At 45.4% G+C, this 25,124-nt stretch carries 18 protein-coding genes; 11 read left to right on the top strand and 7 right to left on the bottom strand.

Features of this window, described 5'->3' with window-relative positions:
- Positions 1-6: 6 nt before the first annotated feature.
- The 5 genes from ACYVE4_RS26485 to ACYVE4_RS26505 form a co-directional block, all read right to left on the bottom strand.
- Positions 7-786 carry a DUF4097 family beta strand repeat-containing protein gene (locus ACYVE4_RS26485; RefSeq protein WP_461043308.1) on the bottom strand — a complete coding sequence of 260 codons (780 nt, stop codon included), beginning with the start codon at positions 784-786 and terminating at the stop codon, positions 7-9.
- Between the two features lie 115 nt (positions 787-901).
- Positions 902-1,687, bottom strand: a complete 786-nt coding sequence (locus ACYVE4_RS26490; RefSeq protein WP_461043309.1) for a HEAT repeat domain-containing protein — start codon at positions 1,685-1,687, stop codon at positions 902-904.
- Positions 1,671-2,192: an RNA polymerase sigma factor gene (locus ACYVE4_RS26495; protein WP_461043310.1), complete on the bottom strand. Its 522-nt coding sequence runs from the start codon at positions 2,190-2,192 to the stop codon at positions 1,671-1,673. The genes ACYVE4_RS26490 and ACYVE4_RS26495 overlap by 17 nt, the downstream gene beginning before the upstream one ends.
- Positions 2,193-2,535: 343 nt before the next feature.
- On the bottom strand, positions 2,536-2,889 hold the full coding sequence (locus ACYVE4_RS26500) for a LytR/AlgR family response regulator transcription factor (protein ID WP_461043311.1): 354 nt from the start codon (positions 2,887-2,889) through the stop codon (positions 2,536-2,538).
- Between the two features lie 246 nt (positions 2,890-3,135).
- Positions 3,136-7,125, bottom strand: coding sequence for a hybrid sensor histidine kinase/response regulator transcription factor (locus tag ACYVE4_RS26505; protein ID WP_461043312.1), 3,990 nt, complete (start codon positions 7,123-7,125; stop codon positions 3,136-3,138).
- 154 nt (positions 7,126-7,279) lie between these two features.
- Here ACYVE4_RS26505 and ACYVE4_RS26510 point away from each other — a divergent pair, with 154 nt between their 5' ends.
- The 5 genes from ACYVE4_RS26510 to ACYVE4_RS26530 all read left to right on the top strand — a co-directional run bounded on the left by ACYVE4_RS26510 (position 7,280) and on the right by ACYVE4_RS26530 (position 12,349).
- Positions 7,280-7,747, top strand: a complete 468-nt coding sequence (locus ACYVE4_RS26510) for an SRPBCC family protein (protein WP_461043313.1) — start codon at positions 7,280-7,282, stop codon at positions 7,745-7,747.
- Positions 7,748-8,048: 301 nt separating this feature from the next.
- Positions 8,049-9,293, top strand: a complete 1,245-nt coding sequence (locus ACYVE4_RS26515; protein WP_461043314.1) for a dicarboxylate/amino acid:cation symporter — start codon at positions 8,049-8,051, stop codon at positions 9,291-9,293.
- 102 nt (positions 9,294-9,395) lie between these two features.
- Positions 9,396-9,815, top strand: a complete 420-nt coding sequence (locus ACYVE4_RS26520) for an RDD family protein (RefSeq protein ID WP_461043315.1) — start codon at positions 9,396-9,398, stop codon at positions 9,813-9,815.
- A gap of 206 nt (positions 9,816-10,021) precedes the next feature.
- A complete protein-coding gene (locus ACYVE4_RS26525) occupies positions 10,022-10,936 on the top strand; it encodes an ABC transporter ATP-binding protein (protein WP_461043317.1) in 915 nt (304 codons plus the stop codon).
- A gap of 87 nt (positions 10,937-11,023) precedes the next feature.
- On the top strand, positions 11,024-12,349 hold the full coding sequence (locus tag ACYVE4_RS26530; protein WP_461043318.1) for an ABC transporter permease: 1,326 nt from the start codon (positions 11,024-11,026) through the stop codon (positions 12,347-12,349).
- A gap of 105 nt (positions 12,350-12,454) precedes the next feature.
- Here ACYVE4_RS26530 and ACYVE4_RS26535 read toward each other — a convergent pair whose 3' ends face one another.
- Together ACYVE4_RS26535 and ACYVE4_RS26540 are read right to left on the bottom strand one after the other, a co-directional pair.
- Positions 12,455-15,385 (bottom strand): hypothetical protein, encoded by a 2,931-nt coding sequence (locus ACYVE4_RS26535; protein WP_461043319.1) that lies wholly within the window; start codon positions 15,383-15,385, stop codon positions 12,455-12,457.
- Between the two features lie 79 nt (positions 15,386-15,464).
- Positions 15,465-16,892: an aldehyde dehydrogenase family protein gene (locus tag ACYVE4_RS26540; protein WP_461043320.1), complete on the bottom strand. Its 1,428-nt coding sequence runs from the start codon at positions 16,890-16,892 to the stop codon at positions 15,465-15,467.
- Positions 16,893-17,049: 157 nt separating this feature from the next.
- Here ACYVE4_RS26540 and ACYVE4_RS26545 point away from each other — a divergent pair, with 157 nt between their 5' ends.
- The 6 genes from ACYVE4_RS26545 (at position 17,050) to ACYVE4_RS26570 (ending at position 24,892) form a co-directional block, all read left to right on the top strand.
- Positions 17,050-18,228, top strand: coding sequence for a helix-turn-helix domain-containing protein (locus ACYVE4_RS26545; protein ID WP_461043321.1), 1,179 nt, complete (start codon positions 17,050-17,052; stop codon positions 18,226-18,228).
- Positions 18,229-18,597: 369 nt separating this feature from the next.
- Positions 18,598-19,368, top strand: coding sequence for a tRNA pseudouridine(38-40) synthase TruA (truA, locus tag ACYVE4_RS26550; RefSeq protein WP_461043322.1), 771 nt, complete (start codon positions 18,598-18,600; stop codon positions 19,366-19,368).
- 102 nt (positions 19,369-19,470) lie between these two features.
- Positions 19,471-20,076, top strand: a complete 606-nt coding sequence (locus tag ACYVE4_RS26555; RefSeq protein ID WP_461043324.1) for a nucleotidyltransferase family protein — start codon at positions 19,471-19,473, stop codon at positions 20,074-20,076.
- 62 nt (positions 20,077-20,138) lie between these two features.
- On the top strand, positions 20,139-20,723 hold the full coding sequence (locus ACYVE4_RS26560) for a DinB family protein (RefSeq protein ID WP_461043325.1): 585 nt from the start codon (positions 20,139-20,141) through the stop codon (positions 20,721-20,723).
- 54 nt (positions 20,724-20,777) lie between these two features.
- Positions 20,778-23,099 (top strand): glycoside hydrolase family 65 protein, encoded by a 2,322-nt coding sequence (locus ACYVE4_RS26565; protein WP_461043326.1) that lies wholly within the window; start codon positions 20,778-20,780, stop codon positions 23,097-23,099.
- A gap of 86 nt (positions 23,100-23,185) precedes the next feature.
- A complete protein-coding gene (locus ACYVE4_RS26570; protein WP_461043327.1) occupies positions 23,186-24,892 on the top strand; it encodes an IlvD/Edd family dehydratase in 1,707 nt (568 codons plus the stop codon).
- The last annotated feature ends 232 nt before the right edge of the window (positions 24,893-25,124 follow it).

Raw genomic sequence — 25,124 nt, forward strand, 5'->3', positions numbered from 1 at the left:
GGGGGCTTACTTTTGCTTGCGGATATAGATATTGCTGTTGATGGTTTTGAGCTGAACTTCAACGCCACCACCGTTTGTCGTACCATCAATATTATGACGGCCACCCACTCGGGTTAATCCATCTTTTGTATTCTTAACTCCCAGATCGAAGTCGGTATACATTTCACCCGAAATAGACTGTAACTTCAAATTGGCTTTAGTTGCAGCAGGAAGTGTAATGTCGATGACCCCATTGATGGTTGAAATGGCCGTTGGTTTTTCCTGACTCAATCCGGAGAACATAACATTGATTTCGCCATTCGTTGTATTGGCGACCACAGGACCAGTTACATTGTTCAGATCAATGGAGCCATTATTCGTTTTGATCTCCAGATCGCCATCCATGTTACTGATTGTCAGGTCACCGCTGTGCCAGTTAACCTGCTGATACAGAATGGAAACCTTCCGGGGAAGCTTTATCGAATACTTTATCTGCTTCCGGGTCGCTTTTTCAATTTTCAGTCCATTACCATCCGGGTTTACGGCCAGACCAATTCCTGAGTTATCGACAGCTGTATAGTACAGAGGTTTTAAACCTTTAGCTCGTTCGGGAGGTGCTTCATAGCCCGAATTGGCTTGAATAATCACTTCGTCGCCGTTATAACCTTCAATTTTGATGTCGCCCGCATCAATTTCGAGCGTTACTTTGCGGTCTTTGGCATTCGTTAATTTGGCTTTGTATTCCTGTGCCTGAGCGTTGCTTAGACACAATAAGAGACTAGCACTCAATAATAGGAGCGTTTTCATGGACTTAATAAATTGGAAATGAGAAAATTAAATTGTGTGTTTACTGTTTAAGCTTTATTCCGTTTGACATAGAAAATCAAGAAGCAGCACTAATCAGGTCGAACAAAAAATTAAATTAGGATGGTGCGTTTCGACCTGATGCCAATTGGTGAATGCCTTCTTCTGCCTTTTGCCGGACAACATCCATTACTTGCTGATTCTGAGCGAGTCGCTGCATTTCTTCAACCGCTCGTTTTTCCTTTATAGCAACCAGCGCATCAATAAGGCTAATCTGAATATTGGGATCAGTCTGAATCTTAAGCGATTGAATAAGCGCTTCGCGAACACCCGGTTCGTTTTCGAATCGAGTCAGTGCCTGACACGCAGCTAACCGTACGTTTACATTAGCGTCGAAGTTTAGCGTGTTAATCAGCAACTGCGTAATATCCTGATCTGCCCGGCTAAGTTCAAGGCTCTGGTTAACAGCGTGAATCCGCTCACTAGCAGATGTTTGTGGCAAATGTTCGAACATGAGCACTTTTTTCATCTCTCGGGCTGACGTTACATCTGCCGACGAGATAAATGTGTTAGCTGGAATACCACGCCATCGATTGTACACAAGGCCACCGCCAAAGCCAATGATGAGCAGCGCAACACTAGCAGCAATCCGAAGACTCCAGGTTCGTAAACCGATAACCTGGTCAGTAGCTGGAGCATTCAGTTTTGCCGCCAATTGGGTTGTAAAAGCAAACGATGGATGCTGATTTCGTTCGTTAACGAAAAAGCGAAACGGCTCTGCATGACTTTGTAGATGGGGCGGTATTGACTCCTGCTGGAAAAACTGACGCAACAGTTTTTCTTCCTGTAGCGTTGTTTGGCCCTCATAATATTTCTCCAGCAGCTTTTCAATGTCCTGCTTCATAATCATTAACTTTTAAGTAATTCTCCCGAAGCCGTTGCCGGGCTCTCGATAAAATCACACGAATATTATTCACACTCAATCCAGTTACGCCCTCGATTTCTTCAAAGGAATACTCTTCTACGTCGCGCAGGTGCAGAATGAGTTTTTGTTGATCGGGTAATTCGTCGATGAGCATGTGCATTAACTCGTTACTATCAGCAGCTTCCACCTGTCGATAGGGCGAAGCGTCCTCGGCCTGTATGCCTGATAGTGCTGCCTCATCATCGGCTATCTTTTGCCTGGAATGTGCTTTTAGTTTATCCAAACACAGATTTTTAGTGATCTGTACTGCCAGCGCTTCCACACTTTGATAGCCTTCTAATTGTTGGCGATTGGTCCATAACCGTAACAACACATCCTGTAAGGCATCTTCTGCTTCCTCGCGATTGCGAAGAAACAACTGTGCCACCCGAAAAAGGCGTCCCTGAACCGGGAGAATGCGTTGTTTAAAGGCTTGTAAATCCATCTCAATGACAAAGACGACTGAGCCAGAAAAACATTACAGGCTTTATCGAAAAAAAGTTAATTATTTTTTTAATGCTGTTCAGAAGGGTCAAAACTAACCGTCGTGTCGGTTTTTTAAACCAATATCACAAAAAAGTCTATGCATAAAATGATAGACTGGCACAGATTTTGCGTATTTATACGCGTAGACAAAAAAGTATAGTTGCGATTCGTATTTGTGTAGCGCCCTCTGTGGTGCGCTACAGGAGAGAGGACAAAAAATAAAACCTTTTTCCTGAATCTGGCTACCTTGAATAAAGAGACAGATTCAGAAAAAAGGCTTTAAGAGAGAGAAAAAAAATCGGCTAGTTCAGGTATGGTCGCTGGCTTGTCAGTTGCCGACGAACCAGACTCCAACGGCGACGAGATACGGGTAACGTTTCGCCAGTGCTCAAGTGAACAAGGCCGCCCGTGTCCGTACGTTCTAACCGGACTACATATTCTCGGTTTACAACGCAATTACGGTGTAACCGAATAAATAACTCGTTTGGAAGCTGAGGAGAATAATATTTTAAGGTCCGTGGCATCAGCATTCGTCGCCCATCAGCCCAGTTTAGCCAACTGTAATTCGCGACAGCCTGCAAATAAACCAGTTCGGATACTGGAAAATACTGGCGGCCTGTTTCCCGAATATACAACTTAAGTGGTGGATACTCCATAGAGGAAGTACGACTTGAAAAAGAAAAGAGAGATGTAGACATGGTATAAAGTACTTTTCAAATTTTCGTTGAAGTGATTAAGTACACAATACTACATCCCGCGACTTTTCTGCTCTTGCTGTATCGTAACAAGCACTATGAAATTTGTAACATCTACTACAAATAGGTGCAATTAGTATATAAATTATAGGGGAAAGTGCGGCACTAAATAAAGAATAGAGGAATTTACCTAAAAAATTAGTGTCTTCAAGCTACTTCATGCCGGTTTTGATCAACGTACTCAGAAGGCGTTAGGTGGTACTGATCTTTAAAGACTTTCGAGAAGTAAGCTGGTGTATCGAAGCCAACCCGGTCGGCCACTTCCGATACGGAAATGCCCGTTAGTAATAACTCTGCGGCTCGTTTTAGGCGAACCATTCGGATGAGTTCGTTTGGCGTTAAACCTGTCATTACTTTCACCTTCCGGTTCAGGTGCATCCGGCTCATGTTAATAGCCGTTGCCAGTTGTTCAACACCAAACGTTGAATCGTCCAAACGATCTTCCAGAACGGTATAGATCCGATTCATAAACTCGTCCTGAGGATCCTGACTCGTGGTGGGCAAATTGCCCTGCCGTAACAACTGCGTTTTGAAATGCTGGCGCATACGCTGTTGGTGTTCCAGTCTGTTTCGTATCCGCCCGAGCAACTCATTCACCTGAAATGGCTTCGCTAAATAATCGTCGGCTCCAGCTGCCAATCCTTCTAATCGACTTTCTACAGACGCCTTGGCCGTAAGCAATAGAATTGGAATATGACTGGTAACAGGATTTCCTTTTAACTGTCGGCACAGCTCATAACCATCCATTTCAGGCATCAATACATCGCTAATGATAAGATCTGGCCCTTCGGCAACGGCCGTAGCAATGCCTGTAGGTGCATTACTGACACGTTTTACCTGCCAGTCTATATCCATTGTAGAGGTTATGTATTCGGCTAATTCATCGTTGTCTTCAACCAATAGAATGCGATACGCTTTTTCGTCGGCGGGCTCCGAATTTGAAGACGCCTGTTCAGTTACAACTGGTGTTGGGGCAGGTTCCTGAGGAGTTGGCGTAGAGACAAGTTCAGGCCTTGCTCGTCGACAGGGGAGAGCAACTGTAAACGTTGTTCCCTGTCCGGCCTGACTTTTTACGGAAATTTTCCCCTGCATCATTTCGACCAGTTCTTTTACAAGGGCCAAACCAATGCCTGAACCAGCTACGGACCCCTCCAAAGGATTTGCCTGATAAAATCGATCGAAAATGTGCGGGAGTTTGGTCGGCAAAATCGGGTTTCCCGTATTTTGTACCAATATCTGAATCAGATCCGTATTCGCCGAACTCGCCAGCGCGGGATCTATGGGATCAACAAGGATTTTAACCTGAACAGAGCCTGTATCGTCTGTAAACTTTATCGCATTGGCTATTAGGTTTGTAAGGATCTTTTCTACCTTATCATAGTCGAACCAATAATAAGGCTGGCTAAATGCGTGTGTAAAGGTTAGTTGAATGTGCTTGCGTTGGGCTTCTTCGGTAAAGACCAGAACAATTCGTTTGATAAACTCCTGTAAATCACCAGGACTTGGTGTTATTGTCAAGTTACCCGCATCGAGTTTTGCTAAATCCAGTAACTCATTTATGAGTCGGAGGAGTCGATTGGCATTTCGGTAAATGAGGGTAAGCCGATTATAATAAGGTGCTTCGGTCGTGTCAGTTAATACTTGTTCTAACGGGCTTAAAATGAGCGTTAACGGCGTTCGGAGTTCGTGTGTAATGTTGGCAAAAAAACGTGTTTTTACTTCATCAAGGTGTTTTAATTGCATAGACTCCTGTTCACGAAGTTCCATTTGGCTTTTTTGATGCAGCCGACGAATTCGGATGCGTATAAACAAAAGCAAAACACCTAATAGCAGCAGCGCATAAGCGGTATACGCCCACCAGGTAGCCCATAAAGGCGGGGCAATAATAATTGTTAAGCTGTGTGTAACTGGGCTCCATATACCAGATGTATTGGAGGCATTGACTATGAACGTATATTTTTTAGGAGGTAGATTGGTATAATTGGCTGTGGCAATATTACCACTGTACACCCAATCTTTATCTAAATCAACCAGTTTGTAGCGATACTGATTTTTGTGCGTTTGATTAAACTCAAGCGCGGCAAAGTCTATGGAAATAAAGTTTTGACCATGTTCTAGTTCGATCGTTGTTGTTTCGTTGATGTCTTTTTGAATCGGTGAATCAGGCGTATTGGCTGTCACCTGCTGATTATTGATTCGAAGGGCAGTTAATACGACAATTGGTTTGACCGCATCAGCACTAATCAGACTTGGATCGAAAATAGTGTATCCACCAATTCCACCAAAAATCAGGCGCCCGTCGGGTAGAGCCACATCGTGGAATTGCTTGAATTCTTCACTGGGTAACCCATCGTCCGACATGTAATTACGAACTTCATGAGAGCGCGTATCGAAGCGGCAAAGGCCCCGATTGGTGCTCAACCAGAGATGCCCCTTACTATCTGCCCGGATCGCGTAAATCACATTGCTGGATAAACCCTGTCCAATTGGAAATCGCTGAATATGGCCCGTCATTTTGTCGAGCCGACACAAGCCTTCCCCAAAGGTGCCAATCCAAATATAATTGTATTGTATAGGATCCTGAGCCAGACAGAGCAGCGAATTGCCTGGTAATGAGCTAGGTCCGTTTGTCATGCCCTGCCAGTGAATCAGTCGCTTGTTGGATAGGTCGGCGCGGAGGAGCCCGTGTTTTTCAGTTGCCAGATAAACCCGCCCACCATCTACAATCATGGCTGTAATGGTGTAGGGATGATTTGCTGGTATGGGCAGAGGAAACGCTGTGAAGTTGTCCTGAACAGGATTGTAGCGGACTACGGCTTGATTTTTAGTGCCCAGCAGGCCCCAGATTTCACCTTGTGCTCCGGTAGTAATCGTCGTTAAACGAAAATTTCCATTCGGCAGCCACCGAGGTTCAATACCTGTTGGCTGAACTTGGGTAAATGTCTTCCGAATGGCATCGTATCGGTAAGGAGCCGTTTGCGGACTGCTTATCCAAAGAACTCGATTTTTATCAAATTGATAGCGAAGGCTTGAGGCTGGTTGCTGACGGATGTCGTCTGGAATAGTACTAACAGGTATATTGAGCTGCTGGCTGAGCCAGGTCGTCTGAAAATTACTACTATACGGCCAGGCCTGAAACGGGCGTTTATTTAGATCGTATTTGATAACACCATCGCCATCGAGTCCAATCCAGAGTACATTAGTCCGGTCGACCAGTAAGGTTAATGCCGAAAATCGGCCAAGCTTTGGGGATTGGGCTGAAGCATCGGGAAAGAGAGGAACGAGCCCGAATCGATCGGTATACTGGTTTTGATTGATATAATCTACGCCTTTTGAATCGGTGGCAAAAAGTGGTAAGCCGGGTTCGTTGGTTAGGTCAATATCCTGTCGAACACGTCCACGTGCTGGATCAAATAGGGCAAAATGGCCCGGAAACCCTAGCAGTAGTTCGCCATTTCGTCGCTCATGCAATCGATACACTTCATCCTCCGTAGTAAAGCGAATCAATTGTCTGGATTGGAGATCATACCGAAATAAGCCATTCTGGGTTGCGAACCAGGGCTGGTCATGGCGGTCTACTAAAATCGAGTGAATTAAAAATTGGGCAGAATCACCCTTCATTGCCCAGTACCGATGCGAGATTGAGCCATTGGCATTGAGTCGGAAAAAGCCATTTGTTTGGCTGGCTACCCAAACATTGCCAGATTTATCTGGTTGAATACCAATAAGTTGATCTCGGCCCAGTGCCTGCCTGAATGCCGGTGAATCAGACAGACGGACGGCTCGTTCTGTAACGGGATCGAATACGTCGATCTGATCATTTTCGGTCCGAATCCAGAGTTTGCCAGTTCTGTCTTCCCGAATCTCATAAATACTACTAAATGAAAGTGATTGAACTTGTTGCGGGTTGTGCGTATAAATGCGAAATCGGATACCGTCGTACCGGCAGAGACCGTCGCGGGTAGCTAGCCAGATAAATCCACGATGGTCCTGAATAATTGAATTGACGAATCCCTGCGGTAATCCGTTACGCACTGTAATGTACTCAGGTTCGGGTGAACGGGCAATTGCCTGTGTCGACCAACCGGATAGAGTAATAATAAGCCAACAAACTAACCATCGAGTAATTCGAGGCATAGATTGAGCAGAAGTTTGTTTAACTACCCTCAAAAAAGGCAGTTGAACAAGTAAATATATACCTTTATTTAAATTAGGCAACTCTAAAGTTATCCTGATTGGTAAACGGTAAATGTATTTTGCTGCATCTTGCCCTACAATTCGTATACCTATCATGCGCTTACTACTTAAAACTCCGGTTGATCAATCGCTACCTCAGGTCTGGGCTGGTTTTGATCGCACGTTGTTTGAAAAGCTCACCCCCGCATTTCCACCCGTAAGCGTAGTCCGCTTTGATGGATGCTTGAAGGATGATCTGGTTCATCTCCGTTTAAACTTTTTCGTATTCCGTCAGGATTGGATAAGTCGAATTGTTGATCAGCAAACCAGCTCGAAAGAAATTTATTTTACGGATAGGGGCATCCGACTTCCATTTTTCCTGACTTACTGGGAGCATCATCATCGACTTCTTGATTCCGGCGATTCGGCTCAAACGATCATAATCGATGATGTTACGTTCAAAACGCCGTTTTTTCTGACAGATTACCTGTTGTACCCGGTCTTATGGATACAATTTGCGTGCCGAAAGCCCGTTTATCGACGTGTTTTTAGACGTTCCTTATCGAGTGGAATTTTTAGGTGAATGACAAAGTCGCATGATAAAGGCTGCTTTTTAAACATGCAAAAAAATGGTGTTTGCGGTAGGTTAGCTCAGGAGGGCTTGTGAAACGCCTGAAACGCTGGAAAGTGACCTATATACGTTTAAGGCCTAAACTAACTAAATGGATTCCAGCCTATTGCTTAGTAATCGGCAGTTTAGCCTGCTTCTCAGCGGCTATTCGTTTCTGATTTTCTCACGAAGGTTTGTTGTTTAATCCCGGGAAATACGGATATTTAGACAACATCGAAAAACATTCATCAATTATCGAACGAATTAGTACTGCATGAAACTCCCGAATTTGACTACACGAATTTTCCTGGGCATGGTGTTTGGTATTGCGATTGGCTATTTCTGGCCAGACACCGGATCAGGCTTTTCGGGTTCTGACCTCAATATCCTGTCCAAGATTTTTCTTCGGCTTATAAAAATGATTATCGGCCCGCTGGTCTTTTCTACTCTGGTAGTAGGAATCGCCAAATTGGGTGATTTTGGCACTGTTGGTCGGATTGGCCTAAAAACTCTGGCTTATTTTTACTTCGCAACAATCCTATCGTTAGTTGTCGGTTTACTGGTTGTGAATATTATGAAGCCGGGCGAAGTGATGAATCTTCCTTTGCCTGCAAAGGGAACCGATACAGGAGTGGAAGTGCAGAAACTGACGTTCGAGAATTTTATCACACACATTGTGCCAACTAGTTTCATCGAAGCGCTGGCAACGAATGAAATTCTCCAGATTGTTGTATTCAGTATCTTCTTTGGTATTGCGGTCGGAGCAGTAGGTGATCAGGGAAAAATTATGATCAAGGCCCTCGATGCGTTATCGCATATCATGTTCAAAATTACGAGTTATGTAATGTCCTTTGCTCCGTTTGGTGTATTAGGAGCCATTGCAGCCGTAGTTGCCAAGCAGGGATTAGGTATTTTATCCGGCTATGTCTACCTGATTTTCTGTTTCTTTGGTGGTCTGCTGTTCTTTATTTTCGTTGTGCTGGCGGCTATCTGTCTGGTGGCCCGTATTCCTTATTTTTCGCTTCTGAAAGAAGTGCGTTCGGCAATTATTTTGTCGTTCAGTACAGCTAGTTCGGAGGCTTCCTTTCCGCAAACGATTGAAGCGTTGCGTCGGTTTGGTTGTTCCGAACGGATCATTTCGTTTGTGCTTCCCCTAGGCTACTCCTTCAATCTCGATGGATCAATGCTCTACATGACTTTTGCAACGGCATTTATTGCGCAGGCTTACCATGTGCCGTTAAGTGTTGAGCAACAAATTACGATGATGCTTACGCTGATGATTACATCGAAAGGAATCGCCGGCGTGCCCAGAGCGTCGCTGGTAGTTATTGCCGGAACAATGTCGTTGTTCAATCTGCCCATTGAAGGACTGGCGCTGTTGCTTGGAATCGATCAGGTGTTGGATATGGGCCGATCAGCAACCAGTGTGGCTGGGAACGCCGTTGCCACTTGTGTTATCTCCAAATGGGAGGGAGAATTCAGGACGCAGCCCGTTGAGAGTGACGAAGTTACCGTTTGATAAAACCTTCTGCGTTTGAGTAGGTTTGCATGGGTATTTACTTCTGTTTTCGTAGGTTAGAGAATTGATTTTAAATTTTGTTTCACCTAAACTCTTATACGCGTGCAACCCTCATACACTCCCATCGGTACCTACGTTAAGGCTACTCCCGTCCAGCGCTTTATTGCTGCTTTTATTGATGGATTGGTTAGTTATATACCGCTCATAATTCTAGGCTATGTATCCAGCGGTTTGTATATGATTGGGACTCTCCTCGCTATTGCTTACGCGCTAACGAAGGATGCACTGCCTGAAACAGGTGGCTTTCTAGGGGGGCAAAGTATAGGGAAAAAACTCATGGGAATTAAGGTGATCAAGGAAGATACAGGAGCTAGCATCGTTGGTGATTACGGTACAGCTATCACCCGTCAGGTATCGCTGATGATTCCATTATTTGGGCTTGTCGATGCCTTAATGGTATTCAGTGATGAAGGGAAACGTTTTGGGGATAAATGGGCTAAAACAATTGTTGTGAAAGCCTGATCAGTCCTGATTCTGATTTTATATAGCCACAATCTGTACAGATTGTGGCTTTTTTATGACCGTCTGTACCGCCGGGTAGCAGTTCATCCGTAAATTGGTTGGTAAATACTAGGTTAAAGTTCGTAGTTTGATGTTTGAAGCTGAACGTGTGCTGAAAATATTGACTACAGTTGTTAACCTAAACTATAAAACCATAATCCATTCGCGTGACTAACATTCTTGAAACGCATCACATTGTGAAGCAATATGCGGCTCACCGAGCCCTCGACGATGTGAGCTTGTCTGTGCCAAAGGGCTGTATTTTTGGGTTGCTAGGCCCTAATGGCGCTGGAAAAACGTCTTTGATTCGTATTATCAACCAGATTACAGCCCCTGATTCGGGCGAGGTAATTCTGGATGGGGAGCATCTGAAGCCTGACCACATCAAACGGATTGGCTATCTGCCTGAAGAGCGCGGCCTTTACAAAAAAATGAAGGTGGGCGAACAACTCCTGTACCTGGCCCAGCTGAAAGGTCTAAGCGAAAAGCAGGCTATGGAGATGCTAAAAACCTGGTTTGTTAAATTCGATATTAAAACCTGGTGGAATAAGCAGATTCAGGATCTGTCGAAAGGGATGCAGCAAAAGGTACAATTTGTAGCTACGGTAATGCACGACCCCGATCTGATTATCCTCGACGAACCGTTTTCTGGTTTCGACCCCATCAACGCCAACCTGATTAAAGATGAAATTCTGGAACTGCGCGAACGGGGAAAAACGATCATTTTCTCGACCCACCGTATGGAGTCAGTAGAAGAGCTCTGCGACTATATTGCCCTGATCAATCGCTCCCACAAAGTACTTGACGGCGCCAAACGCGCGATTAAAGAGCAGTTTAAAACGCATACGTATCATGTTGATTATCAGGGTGAATTGGTGGGCCTGCCCGTAGTGTTCGAGGTATTGCATACACGTTTGCAGGACGACGGCTTTTCCCGATCCGATATCAAAATTCCACCTGATGCCTCGGTGAACGACTTAATTCGGCATTTAATCGATCACGTAACCATCCGATCCTTTGGTGAGAATATTCCCAGCATGAACGACATATTCATCCAAACCGTCGGCGAAAACAATGATTAAGTGATGAGTGATGAACGATAAGCAATATGTGCTTACGCTATTTAACTTCATCGTTCATCACTTATCGTTCAACACTACTCCTATATTATGCATACAATTTTTCTCATTATAAAACGCGAATACCTCGTACGGGTGCGTAAACGGTCATTTATCGTCATGACGATTCTAGGACCGATTCTGATTTTTGGGTTCTATGCTATTATTGGCTGGGCCGCTGTGAGTTCGATTAACCAGAAAAAAGTATCTGTAGTAGACGAAAGCGGTCGATTCATTAACAAGTTTAAAGCCGATGACGAAACGCTGTTTTCATACCAAAAGAAACCTTTGTCTGAAGCAAAAAAAACGTTTGTTAAGCAAGGCTACGATGCCCTGGTGTTCATCCCCAAAGATGTGATTGAATACCCAAAAACAGTGCAGATTTTTGCGGAGAAAAGCGTTAGCCTGGCCTTACAGAGCAATATTGAACGAGCCATTTCGAAGGAAATCGAAACTATTAAACTGGAGCAGGCCGGTATCACCCAGAAAATTATCGAAGAGGCTAAAGTGAATGTCGATGCACAAACAATCAGTCTGAGTGATACGGGTGAAAAAAGCAGTAATGGCATTGTTACGACAATTATCAGTGGTTTTTGTGCAATACTAATCTACATCTCTGTATTGATCTACGGAACGCAGGTGATGCGGGGTGTGATGGAAGAAAAAACCAGCCGAATTGTCGAAGTGATTATCTCGTCAGTGAAGCCTTTTCAACTGATGTTAGGCAAAATTGTAGGCGTAGCTTTGGTTGGTTTGACCCAGTTTATGCTCTGGATTGTTTTGACTGCCGGACTAATTACGTTGGGTTCCAGTATTATGGGGCAGTCGAAAGAAATGACTCAATCGTCTGTGACTTCCCGCATGGATGGAATGCCAGGTCAGCGTGAAGTTCAGCAAAAGATGGCAAAAGATAAAAATCCCGTTGCCAATGTCATGAAGGCCATAAAAACGTTAAATCTTCCATTGATAATTGCCTGCTTTCTTTTCTATTTCTTAGGCGGATATCTGCTCTATAGTGCTTTGTTTGGTGCTATTGGCGCTGCCGTTGATAGTGAGACTGAGACGCAGCAATTTATGTTCCCGATTATGATGCCCATTATTGCCGCGATTGCGTTTGCCCAAATTGCGGTTAAAGATCCTGATGGACCATTGGCTTTCTGGACCTCAATAATCCCCTTTACATCACCCGTAGTCATGATGGTTCGGGTTCCGTTCGGTGTACCTGCCTGGGAGTTGATTTTATCCATGCTGTTGCTGGTGGCAGGTTTTGTGGGCACTACCTGGATTGCTGCTCGTATTTACCGCGTCGGTATTTTGATGTACGGCAAAAAAGTGTCCTTCCGCGAATTGTCGAAATGGGTGTTTTATAAAGGGTAACATAGGCTGATTAAACTTATTTTATCATTCTGACCGTAGGGAAGAATCTTAAGCTTGCCTGTAAGGACGTTTTGAGATTCTTCCCTACGGTCAGAATGACAAAAGTTATATTCCGATATCAATCACAAGTGGTTGAATGAGCCATTGGCCTGTACTAACATTGTAGATCGTACGGAAACCAGCTTCGAAGGAGGTACGTAAGCGTAGGGCATTGAAGATGAACGATACATCAAGTCCAGTTGTCTGGTACGAATGACGGATGATTTCGTAACCACGGGGCCGACCAAATGCATCCCGAATTTCAACTGTACTTTTTCCATCGGCCTGATCATAAAAACCACCAGCCTTAATCCGTTGTACATAGAGCCAGCGGCCCAGCGACCAATGAGTATCTGCAATCGGTAAGCGATACTCGACACTACCTGATTTGATCTCATCATCTCCAACATAGGATACACCACGGGGATAAAATACGGCTGCTCCAAACTGATAATTACCCTGGTCCTGTAATTGATAACCTCCCCGTAAACGAAGGGAGTGATGCTGAGCCAGTCCGGGAAAGAATAAATTGGCCTGAATACCCAATTGTTCGCCCGATAATTTCCCGCCAAACGGCGTTAAGCGATAGTTCACAGCGAGTGTTTGTCCCCAACGAGGAGCCAGATCGCGCTTGCTTTGTCGTAAGAGATGTGAATAACTGGCCCCAAATGAAAGCGCATTGAGTGATCCTGATCCGCCTACTTCATTGACGTAACGATAAGGTAAATCGTACCCCATTACCTGCAAATAATTGTAATAAGCCGAAAGATTAATAGCCTGACTGTATTTAGAATTCGTCAGTTGCAAAGGAAGCCGAAAACCTGCCGTCAGCTGATTATATTCCCACTGGTCCGTTCGTAAACTATCGGCGGGCGCGACTTTATCGATGTAAAGCGATGTGCTGCGACCACCCCGTTGGAAACTGACATCGATGATAGGATAAAGTCCCTGGTAACTAAAGAGGGCATACCAACCGCCAGTCCGTTCGCTCTGATTATAGGTATAACCTGCACTCAGTTGAGTAGTGCTCAACAAATCCTGTGAACTCACGCCAATCGAAAGTGCCTGCCCTGTGCTACTAAAAACAGGTCCCCAGCTATAAATATTCAATGCATGGGCCAGTCGCCGAAAACGGGATGGAGTATAGGTAGGTGTTGTGGGCAATGAATCGGCTAAAATTCTGCGACCTTCAGCGGCCCCAGGTTCCGTTCTGGCTAATTGCCCAAAATAGTTGACGGGCTGTGTACGGGCCGGTTCTGTAATGGGTTTCCAATCGTTTGGATTGAGAGTCATACTCGCGATTCGGTAGCCTATAGCTGAAAAATCCTCGAATGCCAACTGAGTTCCCGATGGCGAAACGACACCATGATAAGCCGCTAATGGTCGCGATGTTACCTGAAATACCTGTTTTGACTGCTTATCAACTGCGTACAGATTATCGATGCCTGATCGGGGAGAGTTATAAAGAATGTAGCTATTCCAGGGTTGCGGATGACTGATATTCTCGTTCGTAGGGGGCAGCAGATCGGCTATGGTATTGTTCTCTGTATCAATTGTTTGTATTGTTTTTAGCCCATCTTTCAGAGTGACTGTTACGATGGTTTTATTATCCTGCCACCGGGGATGCTGATAAAAGCCGTTACTGGGATTAGGTAACGTTTTTAATGGCTTGCCTGTCTGAGCGTCGAGAACAACCAGATGCGTTTTATAACGATCCGTATTCTCGACTACAATTAATTTCTGATTGTCGGGGGAGATGGCTACAGCCGTATATCGAGCTCGGTGGGTCAAACGCGTGAGCTTCCCTGTTTGAAGATCGAGCAACCGAATGTTCGAGAATACGCGTTGGCCCCAACGAGGATCATAGCCAAACTCAATCCAGCAAGCTTTGGTCGGTGTTGCAGATAATATCCCCGGATCGTTCGTAAAGCCCTGAACATGAATAGGTTTCTCTCGTCTATTTTTGGTGAGAATAACGAGACGGGGTGTTGCTCCTAGTCCGCTTTTGACGCACAGTATAGTTGAATCGGTCAGGAATTGCGGATGCTGGTAATTAGTAAAAACGGGTTTTGTCGTTTTCTGCTTTTCAACACTTACCTGAAAAAAAGTTGCTGGTGTAATCGAGAGTCGTTCCTGTTGCTTCTTCCAGGTCTCGGTCACATCATCCATCGTCTTTCTGTACACATCTTCGGTTCGAAGCTTCGTTTCCTCTTTGATACTGGCCGAGAACGCAAACGGAAAAGGCCAACGACGATAATTACGATTCAGGACCCGACTCCAGACATCGGGACCGTATGACCGTTTTAGGTAAGTGGTCATAAAATACCCCAGCACATAATGATTCGGCACATTATCCCGAAACGAACCGCAAACCGCTTTAGGATAATCAAATTGATTGCCTGCCAATAAATTGGCTCGCATACCTAAATCAAAATTAGGAATTCGACCCCGCCCGGAATTACTTAGAAGCGTTTCATTGCTAACCGCATCGCCTTCCGCAAACCAATCGGGAACAGTTGCTAAAGGAAGAAAAAGGCCAGTATTGCCTAATAAAGTATATAGTACACGTCCATAGCCCTGCAAAGCTTTATCATTCTGAACCACATGCCGGTATTCGTGAACTGCCAGTAAATCAAGCCAGTTGTAAGTACCAAGTAAACCAGGATCTTGCGGAGGAACGGCAAAAAATTCAGACCGGCGTGGAAACAAAGTAACAAACCCGTTACTATTAGTAGTCTGATTTTGAAGCAATACCGAAATCGGCCGGGGTTTCTTTCCAAGCGAAGCACTGGCAGGCTCATACAGACTTTCGAGCCGTTGAGCCGTATGTTGTGCTGTTGAGTCAAAGCCGGCTGGATATAGCACCCGAAAATGCGGTGTATTGATCCGGAACCAATGCAGACTGGTCGGATTTTGATCGAGAACTGGAAGCGATTGGGCTGTTGTTATGATTGAAATCGATAGCAACAGCAGTGTTAGGTAGACGTGTCGAAACATGCGTATCAATGATACGGATTTTCAATGAAAAAAGTGTTTCGAAATGCCCATTAGCTATAGTTCAATGCCGCGAAAAACGTTACAGGAATCTCTTAATGGCATTAATCAACTTTCTCACTGTAGGAGTGTAAGGGGGGTAAAGGAAGTTTAGCGTACCAAATTCACGGTGCATTACCCCGCGCAAATTGGAAAACTCCTGAAACCCGTAAAATCCATTCGACTTTCCAATACCACTATTATTAACACCACCGAAGGGCAGATCGACATTTGAAAATTGGATTAGCGCTTCGTTAACAAGCGTGTCGCCCGCGGAGGTTCTTTCCAGAATGTAGTTAGTTCGGCGTTTATCCCGGCAATAAATGTAAAGAGCAAGTGGTTTCTCGCGATGATTTATGGCTTGTAAAGCCTCGTCAATGTCGTTATAGCTAACAATAGGTAATATTGGGCCAAAAATTTCATTCTGCATAACCTGCATGTTGTCTGTCACATTTTCCAGCACAGTCGGTTCAATAAAATTTTGGTTAGCATTTAGTTTGCCTCCGATAGTTACCGTTGCACCTTGAGAAACCGCATCGTCGATCAGTCCGCGAAGTCGGCTAAAATGTTGGCTGTTCACAATCCGTGCGTAACTGTCCGATATGTCAACAGGCTGGCCATCCGGGCTATACATAGCTGTTAATCTATCTCGAAGCGCTTGTATGAATGGATCTTTGATTGATTGATGAATAAGCAGATAATCGGGAGCGATGCACGTTTGTCCATTATTCAGGCATTTTCCCCAGGCCAATTGTTCAGCTGCCTGTTTCAGGTTGGCCGATTCATCGACCAGAGCAGGCGATTTACCGCCTAATTCGAGCGTAACTGAGGCTAGATGTTTGGCCGCTGCGGTCATCACCATTCGACCAACTGCCGGACTTCCTGTAAAAAAAATATGATTGAATGGCAGTTCGAGTAGCTCTTGCGATACATGGGCGTCTCCTTCAAAGACGGCAACTTCCTGAGAAAGAAACAATTCTGTAATCATTTTCCTGATTACAGAAGACGTATGCGGTGTTAGTTCTGAGGGCTTTAGAATTACTGTATTTCCAGCAGCAAGTGCAAGTACTAATGGACGTATACTCAGCGCAAATGGGTAATTCCAGGGCGAAATGATCAGAACTGTACCCTTCGGTTCGTGGCGAACATAACTTCTTGTGCCTATCAGCGCTAACGAAGTAGGAACAGGCTGAGGTTTCATCCATCTTTTTAGATGTCGGATCGTGTGTTTCAGTTCTGCATATAGGGGTAGTAGTTCGCCAATCATTACCTCCGCTGCGGGTTTCCGAAAGTCGGCAAACAAGGCTTCCTGAATGACCGTTTCGTGTGTAGTAACCCAGGTTTGAATCCGTCGTATTCGTTCGAGACGTTGATCAACGGTCGTCAGCGCCATCTGGAACGCATGCTGACGTTGGGTCTCGAAAGTAACTCGTATATCATTCCGGAAATCAACAGTAAGTGAAGCGTTCATGAAAGGCTTTGTTTTCTAAGTTCGTTTGTTGATCTACGAATGCGCGAGGCAAAACGAATACGGTAAACTTTTTAGGCTAAAAGTACAAAAAAGCCGATGATATGGATTTAAATCATGAATCGTTTATCTTAGCTGAAACTTTATCTACCCAAACTGGATGACGCTCGTTAGTGATAACATTCGCTATCTGCGCAAGCTAAATGGCCTAACGCAGGAGCAATTCTCTCGAAAAATAAACATAAAGCGTTCGTTGTTAGGGGCTTACGAGGAAGGCCGTGCGAATCCAAATCAGCAGAATATTCAGGCTATTGCGAAAGCGTTCAATACAACTGTTGAACTATTGACGCGTCAGGACCTTCGTAAAATTCGCGAAACACCCAACCTGAGTATCCCGCTTGGGCAAACCACCAAATCGCCGGAATCTCGTTTATCAACGATCCGAACCGATGGAAAGCTGGATGCTGACGAGGATGATCCATTTCAGCATCCAGATTTCCCCGATATTTTTGCACAACCTTCTCCACCAACGCCAGAGCCTAAACCGCTATCGTCGGTACTAAATAAATATTATAAAACTCCAGACGAACCACGTCGTACAAACGAGTATCCCATTCCACCGGTAATTACTTCGCCAGTACGTCCTGACCAATCACGACCCGTTCGGGAGCAACCACAGCCAACAGCATATCAGACTAGTCAACCCAGCAATCGGCCTCCTATGCAACCGCCTGTCGATGAGTTATTTGGGCAATCTACAAATGTCCCTGCAACCCGTCCGGCAGAGCCGTTAACGTTTAATAATGTATACAACGAACCGTCAGGAAATGCACAATCTCCATCAACCAGTCAGTCGTCTGTACTACCTATTCCAGTTGTGATGCAACGGCAGTTTGCTGAGTATGGACAACGCTATCAGCAAGCTGATTTTTTATATCGCTTGCCAACGATGCATCTACCGACGCTACCTGATGGAGCCTATCGCGCTTTTGAAGCGGGAGATGACTTTGCGTTTCCGGGGGCCTTACTGGTCGGGAAGTTTATCCGAAACTGGTTCGAGATTGCTGATGGAAAACAATATGTTCTTCTCATTCCACAGCCTTCTGTTGGCCTGACTATTTGTTGTCGACGGGTATATAATCAGGTTAAGATCAAAGGTACCTTGTTACTTACCGCCGATCGGGCCGATATACCAAATCGTGAAGTGGCTTTAAAGGACGTCTTGGAAGTTTGGGAAATTTGCGCATTTGTTAGTCAGACAATGCCACCTCCAGCCCCTAATACGGATCGTTTGCGACAGTTAATTGACGATTTACGTTTTGAGGTTGATCGGTTATAAGATCTGATAACCGATAGCGTTAGCTACGGTTTATGAATTGACTTTGTGGTCTTAATCTTGCATTTTGTAAAATAAAGTTCTGTATTTTGGGCTTACCATAACTTTTTTCAGGTCAATAGGTCGCCTTCAAGATATATTTTCAGTACTTTTTTCCTACTTTTACAAACGTTTGGTTGGTTTCGTTAACTAGCTGAGCAAAAGCACAACCTGCTTCGAAATAACTGCTTGATGCCCGATACGCCCCAGCTTAAAATCGGCGGATTGTTTTTTCGGGCCTTCCTCTTCTAAATGGGGCTTCGTATTCGGGATTTCCTGGAAAGCGAAGCCCTTAATGCATTATAGAGCTAGCCAAATTGTATTTTTGTGGCTATGCGTTATTTTCTTCAACTGGCTTATCGCGGCACAAACTATCATGGCTGGCAGCGTCAACCAAATGGGTTGAGTATACAGGAAGTTCTTGAAACAGCTTTATCGACTGTTTTACGGCAATCAATAACGATTGTGGGAAGTGGACGAACCGACGCTGGTGTTCATGCGCATCAACAATTTGCTCATTTTGAGATCGATACGCCACTGCCCGATCATCTGCTTCGCTCATTAAATAGCCTGATTCCGGCTGATATTGCTGTATACGACTGCTTTCCGGTTCGGCAGGATGATCACGCTCGCTATACGGCCACATTTCGCTATTATCAGTATACGATTTGTCGTTGGAAAGATCCTTTTCGTGAGGGATTGGCGTATGTGTTTACCCCGCAATTGGCTGTTGATCGAATGAATGAAGCAGCTACGATCTTTCTTAAATATGTTGATTTTGAGAGCTTTAGTAAAGTTAAGACGGATGTGCGCACATTTAATTGCCAGATCGACTGGGCTTATTGGGAACAAAAGCCAAACAATGATCTGGTATTTCATATTCGGGCGAATCGGTTTTTGCATGGTATGGTACGGGCAATTGTCGGCACGTTGCTAGCCGTCGGACAGGGACGATTAGATGTGGCTGATGTTGAGCGAATAATTATCGCTCGTGACCGTCGGCCGGCTGGCCGAGCGGCTCCGGCAGAAGGCTTGTCGTTAGTACAGGTTGGCTATCCAGATGAAGTGTTCAAAGAGCGAAAGACCAGGCTGGCGTTCCAGTGAACGAATGAACTTTTTAACGATAACTTTCACTCTTTCCTTTTTTGCTCATTTACTCTTTGGCCCTTTACCTTATATTGTATCGTTAAACAAACGTGAATACTCTTGAAAATAGGCACGATTATATTGGCGGCTGGTGACTCGTCTCGGATGGGAGGGGAACCAAAGCAATTATTAGTATACAAAGGACAAACGCTGATTCGTCGGATCACTGAGAGCGCTCTAGCGTTGCAACGTGGTCCTGTGGTGGTGGTTCTAGGGGCTAACCGCGCTCTGATGGTTGACGAACTGGCTGGACTTCCCGTAACGCTGATCGATAATCCCGGTTGGGCGACTGGCCAGGCTTCGTCATTAAAAACGGGTTTGGCCGCATTGTATCTGACTCATAAAGAAATTGAAAGCGTATTGGTGTTGCATACCGACCAGCCGCTAGTGTCACTGGGGTTACTGCTGCATATGATCGAAGTTCAACGAGAGTCCGGCAACGGTATTGTTGCCTGTCGATACGGAACGCAGATAGGCGTACCCGCTATGTTTAGTCGGGATTATATCACAGAATTGCTTCAACTTGACGGAGATAAAGGATTACAATGGGTCATTGTCCGGCATCGGAACGATTGTTCTGAAGTGCCATTTGAAGCGGGTGCCATTGACCTCAATTCCAAACGCGACGTCGAATTATTTCAACAGGTGCAGATGCAATCACAGTAGAGATGCGTTGCTGACGCGAATAAGACGCAATTCTTTGCCTCTCTACACTATTTTCTACCACTATGCAAAAACTGGCCGAAGCACGCGATCTACAAACACGTCTAACCGCTATCCTTCAAACGGTTGAACAGGAATTTGCACCATTGACTGACGAACAACTTCGCTGGAAACCGGCTCCCGATCGCTGGAGTATTGTCGAATGTTTACAGCATCTAAATCTGGCCGAGCGATTCTATATTCGGAATATCCAGCATAAAGTTGAAAAACTTGGCCTGGTGCAGAATAACCCCACAGACCAGACTCTGGAAAGTGATTTTGTTGGGAAAGCACTCTTATTTGCAGTCGATCCGCAGGTGAAAATCAAATTGCCTGCGCCCGGAATGATTCGTCCACGACCTGCTGCCGAGTTAGTTCCTGCTGATGTAGTCGGACAATTTCTTGACCTGCAAACGTTGCTGCATAGTCTATTAAATAAAGCGATTTACCTTGATTGGAATCGTGATAAAGTGATGACGCTGTTCGGGAATTGGCTGAAAATACGCCTTGGCGACGCCTTTCGAATGCTTTTGGCTCATTCTGAGCGGCATATGAAGCAAGCCATGCGGGTAAAGCAGGAAATGGGTAATTTTGCTCAAAAAACAGTATAATGCTAGTCGAGTCAGCACGCAGCTGAAAAGTAATGTAGTTAACCTATGATTTGAATGAAACAGTATTTTACCCACGACCCCTGGAAAATAGTAGAAGAAGGATTTCACCGTGATTACAATGAAATAACCGAAAGCGTTATGTCGCTCGGCAATGGCCGATTGGGCGGACGAGGTTCATTTGAGGAGAAATTTTCCGGCAAAACGATGCTGGGCAATTATGTTGCTGGTGTTTACTACCCCGATAAAACCCGCGTTGGCTGGTGGAAAAACGGTTATCCTCAGTATTTTGCCAAAGTGTTGAATGCTGCTAACTGGATCGGTATCGACATCGAAATAGAATATGAAACCCTCGACCTGGCACACTGCGACGTTCGCGATTTTCGACGTGTGCTGAATATGCAGGAGGGCTATCTCGAACGCCAGTTTGTCGCTCGGCTGAAGAGTGGTAAAGAAGTGCAGGTTACGGCCAAACGGTTCTGCTCCATCGTTGATGATGAATCAGGGGCAATTCGATACGCTATTAAACCGCTGAACTTCGATGCTAAAATCACCATTACGCCTTATATCGACGGTGATATTCGCAACCGGGATGCTAACTACGACGAAACGTTTTGGGATGAAGTACGTAAAGAAACAGCCTATGGTGAAGCGTATGTCGAGTTGCGAACCCGAAAAACGGGTTTCCACGTAGCAACGGGAATGTGTGTCGAGATCGAGCAGGATGGTGTGAAGATTGACTATCAGTCGCAACCGATTAAGTACGAGAAATATGTTGCCAACCGCATCACACTCGATTGCCGTCAGGGCCAGGAAACCGTTATTTATAAATATGCGGTCAATCTGTCGTCGCTGAATTACGATTCCGATACGTTGATTAAGGAAGCTCATCAATATATTCAGCGTATCTCCCGAAAAGGGTTTGACAAGATGTTGTATGAGCAGAAACAGGCCTGGGCAGATAAATGGAAGGTTGCCGACATTCGAATTGATGGCGATGCGGCCGCGCAGCAGGGAATTCGCTTCAATATTTTCCAACTCAGCCAGACCTACACTGGTGAGGATGAGCGATTAAACATTGGCCCTAAAGGATTTACGGGCGAGAAATACGGCGGATCGACCTATTGGGATACGGAAGCGTATTGTTTGCCTTTTTACCTATCGACGGCCGATCAGAAAGTAGCAAAAAATCTGCTGGTCTATCGATACAAGCAATTGGGAAAAGCCATCGAAAATGCGCAAAAACTTGGTTTCCGGGCCGGGGCCGCGTTGTATCCGATGGTGACCATGAATGGCGAAGAGTGCCACAACGAATGGGAAATTACGTTCGAAGAAATTCACCGAAATGGAGCTATTGCCTACGCTATCTATGATTATGTACGATACACGGGCGATGAGCAATATTTAGTAGAATATGGCCTGGAAGTACTCATTGCGATCAGTCGGTTCTGGAGCCAGCGCGTCAACTGGTCGAAGGCAAAAGAGAAATACGTAATTCTCGGCGTAACGGGGCCAAATGAGTACGAAAACAACGTGAACAATAACTGGTATACGAACTACATTGCCGCCTGGACGCTCCGATATACAACGGAAGTGGTAGCGAAAGTGAAAACGCTCGACAAGGATAAATACGCCGAATTAATCGACCGGATTCATTTCCGGGAAGGCAAAGAACTGGCGACTGCTCGGCAGATTATCGATAAAATGTACCTACCGCAGGATGACGAACTGGGCGTTTTTCTCCAACAGGAGGGATTTCTGGATAAAGACCTTATGCCCGTCTCCGACATTCCCAAAGGGCAGCGACCCATCAATCAACACTGGTCATGGGATCGGATTTTACGGTCGTGTTTCATTAAGCAGGCCGACGTCTTGCAGGGGCTGTATTTCTTCGAAGATGAGTTCGATACGGCTGCACTCCAACGCAATTTCGAGTTTTATGAACCCATGACTGTACATGAATCCTCGCTATCGCCTTGCGTGCACAGTATTCAGGCGTCGAAACTGGGCATGAAAGAAAAAGCGTACGAAATGTATCTACGTACAGCTCGCCTTGATCTGGACGATTACAATAACGATACGGAGGATGGTTGCCACATCACAAGCATGGCCGGTACCTGGCTGGCCGTTGTGAAGGGATTTGGGGGTATGCGGGTTGAAAAAGACCAACTTATTTTTAATCCATATTGCCCGGAAAACTGGCAATCATTGGCGTTCAAGATTCGGTTCCGGGGGGCTTTACTGGAGGTGACAACTACCCCTCAGCAAGTTACCGTGGAGAATTTTTCCAGGAAGCCAATCGCGCTAACGGTATTAGGTTCTGACTTGACTATTGAACCGGAACAAACACAAATCGTTTCGACAACGCTGCAGAATTAACGGAATAATGACTAATTGAAACTCGGTAGATTGCCCATTCGGTCTTCTTTTGGGCAAAGACTTTTATTGCTAACTGATTACAAAAAATGCCTTTACGCTCGCAAGATTGGTTTGGTCGCACCGGCAAAGACGGCTTTATTTATCGCGCCTGGATGAAAAACCAGGGTTTCCCTCACCATGAATTTGAAGGAAAACCCGTCATTGGAATCTGCAACACCTGGTCAGAACTGACTCCCTGCAACGCGCACTTTCGTGAATTAGCTGAGGCTATCAAACGAGGTGTCTGGGAAGCAGGTGGATTTCCGCTGGAGTTTCCAGTAATGTCGCTGGGAGAGTGTCAGATCAAACCAACGGCTATGCTATTCCGCAACCTTGCCAGTATGGACGTTGAGGAAAGTATTCGTGGTAATTCGCTCGATGCGGTCATCCTGATGTGTGGTTGCGACAAAACAACTCCTTCGCTCGTCATGGGCGCCTGTAGCGTCGATATTCCAACGCTGGTGGTGTCGGGTGGGCCGATGCTGGCCGGGCGGTTCCGGGGGAAAAAGATTGGTACAAGTGATGTATGGCGGTTTGCTGAAGCGTATAAAATGGGGGAGATGAGTCAGGCTGATTTTATTGCTTCTGAAGCTAGCATGGCTCGTTCGCAAGGTCACTGTGCCGTAATGGGTACGGCTTCAACTATGGCCGCCATGGTTGAATCGCTCGGACTGGCGTTGCCCGATAACGCTACGATCCCAGCCGCTGATTCCCGCCGAAAAGTGTTGGCACACATGACAGGAGTTCGCGCTGTCGAGCTTGTTCGTGAAGGCATTACACCGTCGAAAATTCTTACTCGACAAGCGTTTGAGAATGCGATTATGGTCAATGCGGCTCTTGGTGGTTCTACGAATTTTATTCTGCACTTGACGGCCATTGCGGGTCGTATAGGAATCGATTTATCGCTGGACGATTTTGATAAATTGTCAGCTAAAATTCCATTGCTGACTAATCTACAGCCTTCCGGTGAGCATTTTGTCGAAGACTTATTTTATGCGGGGGGGCTTCCGGCGGTTATTCGGGAGTTACGTCAATACATTCACAATGATGCACTGACAATCAATGGAAAAACCATTGGCGAAAACTGTGCTGAAGCACAATGCTATGATCCGGCTGTTATTGCATCGGTGGATCATCCCTTCAAACCCGAGTCGGGAATTGCTGTATTGCGGGGAAATCTTTGCCCGAATGGTGCCGTTCTAAAACCATCGGCAGCAACTCCAGCACTCATGCAGCATACGGGCCGAGCCGTTGTCTTTGAGAATATTGACGACTATAAAGCTCGTGTTGATGATCCTGAACTAGACGTTGATCCAACTTGTGTGTTAGTTCTGAAAAACGTCGGTCCCAGAGGTTATCCAGGTATGCCTGAAGTAGGCAATATGCAGCTTCCGGCTAAAATTCTGGCGCAGGGGGTACACGATATGGTGCGAATTTCAGACGGACGAATGAGCGGAACTGGATTTGGAACAGTCGTTTTGCATGTATCGCCTGAAGCCGCTGTTGGTGGTAATCTGGCCCTGGTGCAAAACGGGGATTTGATTACGCTGGATGTCGAAAATCGAAGCTTACATCTGCACGTTTCAGATGAAGAACTGGCTGGGCGACTTGTTCATTTCAAACCACTTGATTTAGGCTACGATCGGGGCTACGTGAACTTGTACATTCGGCATGTAACGCAAGCTCACGAAGGCGCCGATTTCGATTTCTTACGCGGGGCTTCGGGAAGCGAAGTGAAACGGGATTCTCATTAGCGAATAGTTAAAAGACAATAATGAAATCCAAAACTGTTTAAACTTTTGTCATTCATACTATCATCGGAATGACAAAAAACTATCCTAATTCCCAGTTGTTTATATAGGTTAAACAATTTCTCCATAAAACAAACATGAGTCATCCCGAATTTTGATTCCATAAGTGGGTGAAAGCAATTCGGATACGATAAAGCGGTGCTGAGGCTTCTCGGCACCGCTTTCCCGTTCGGTG

The organism is Spirosoma harenae (assembly GCF_054776975.1).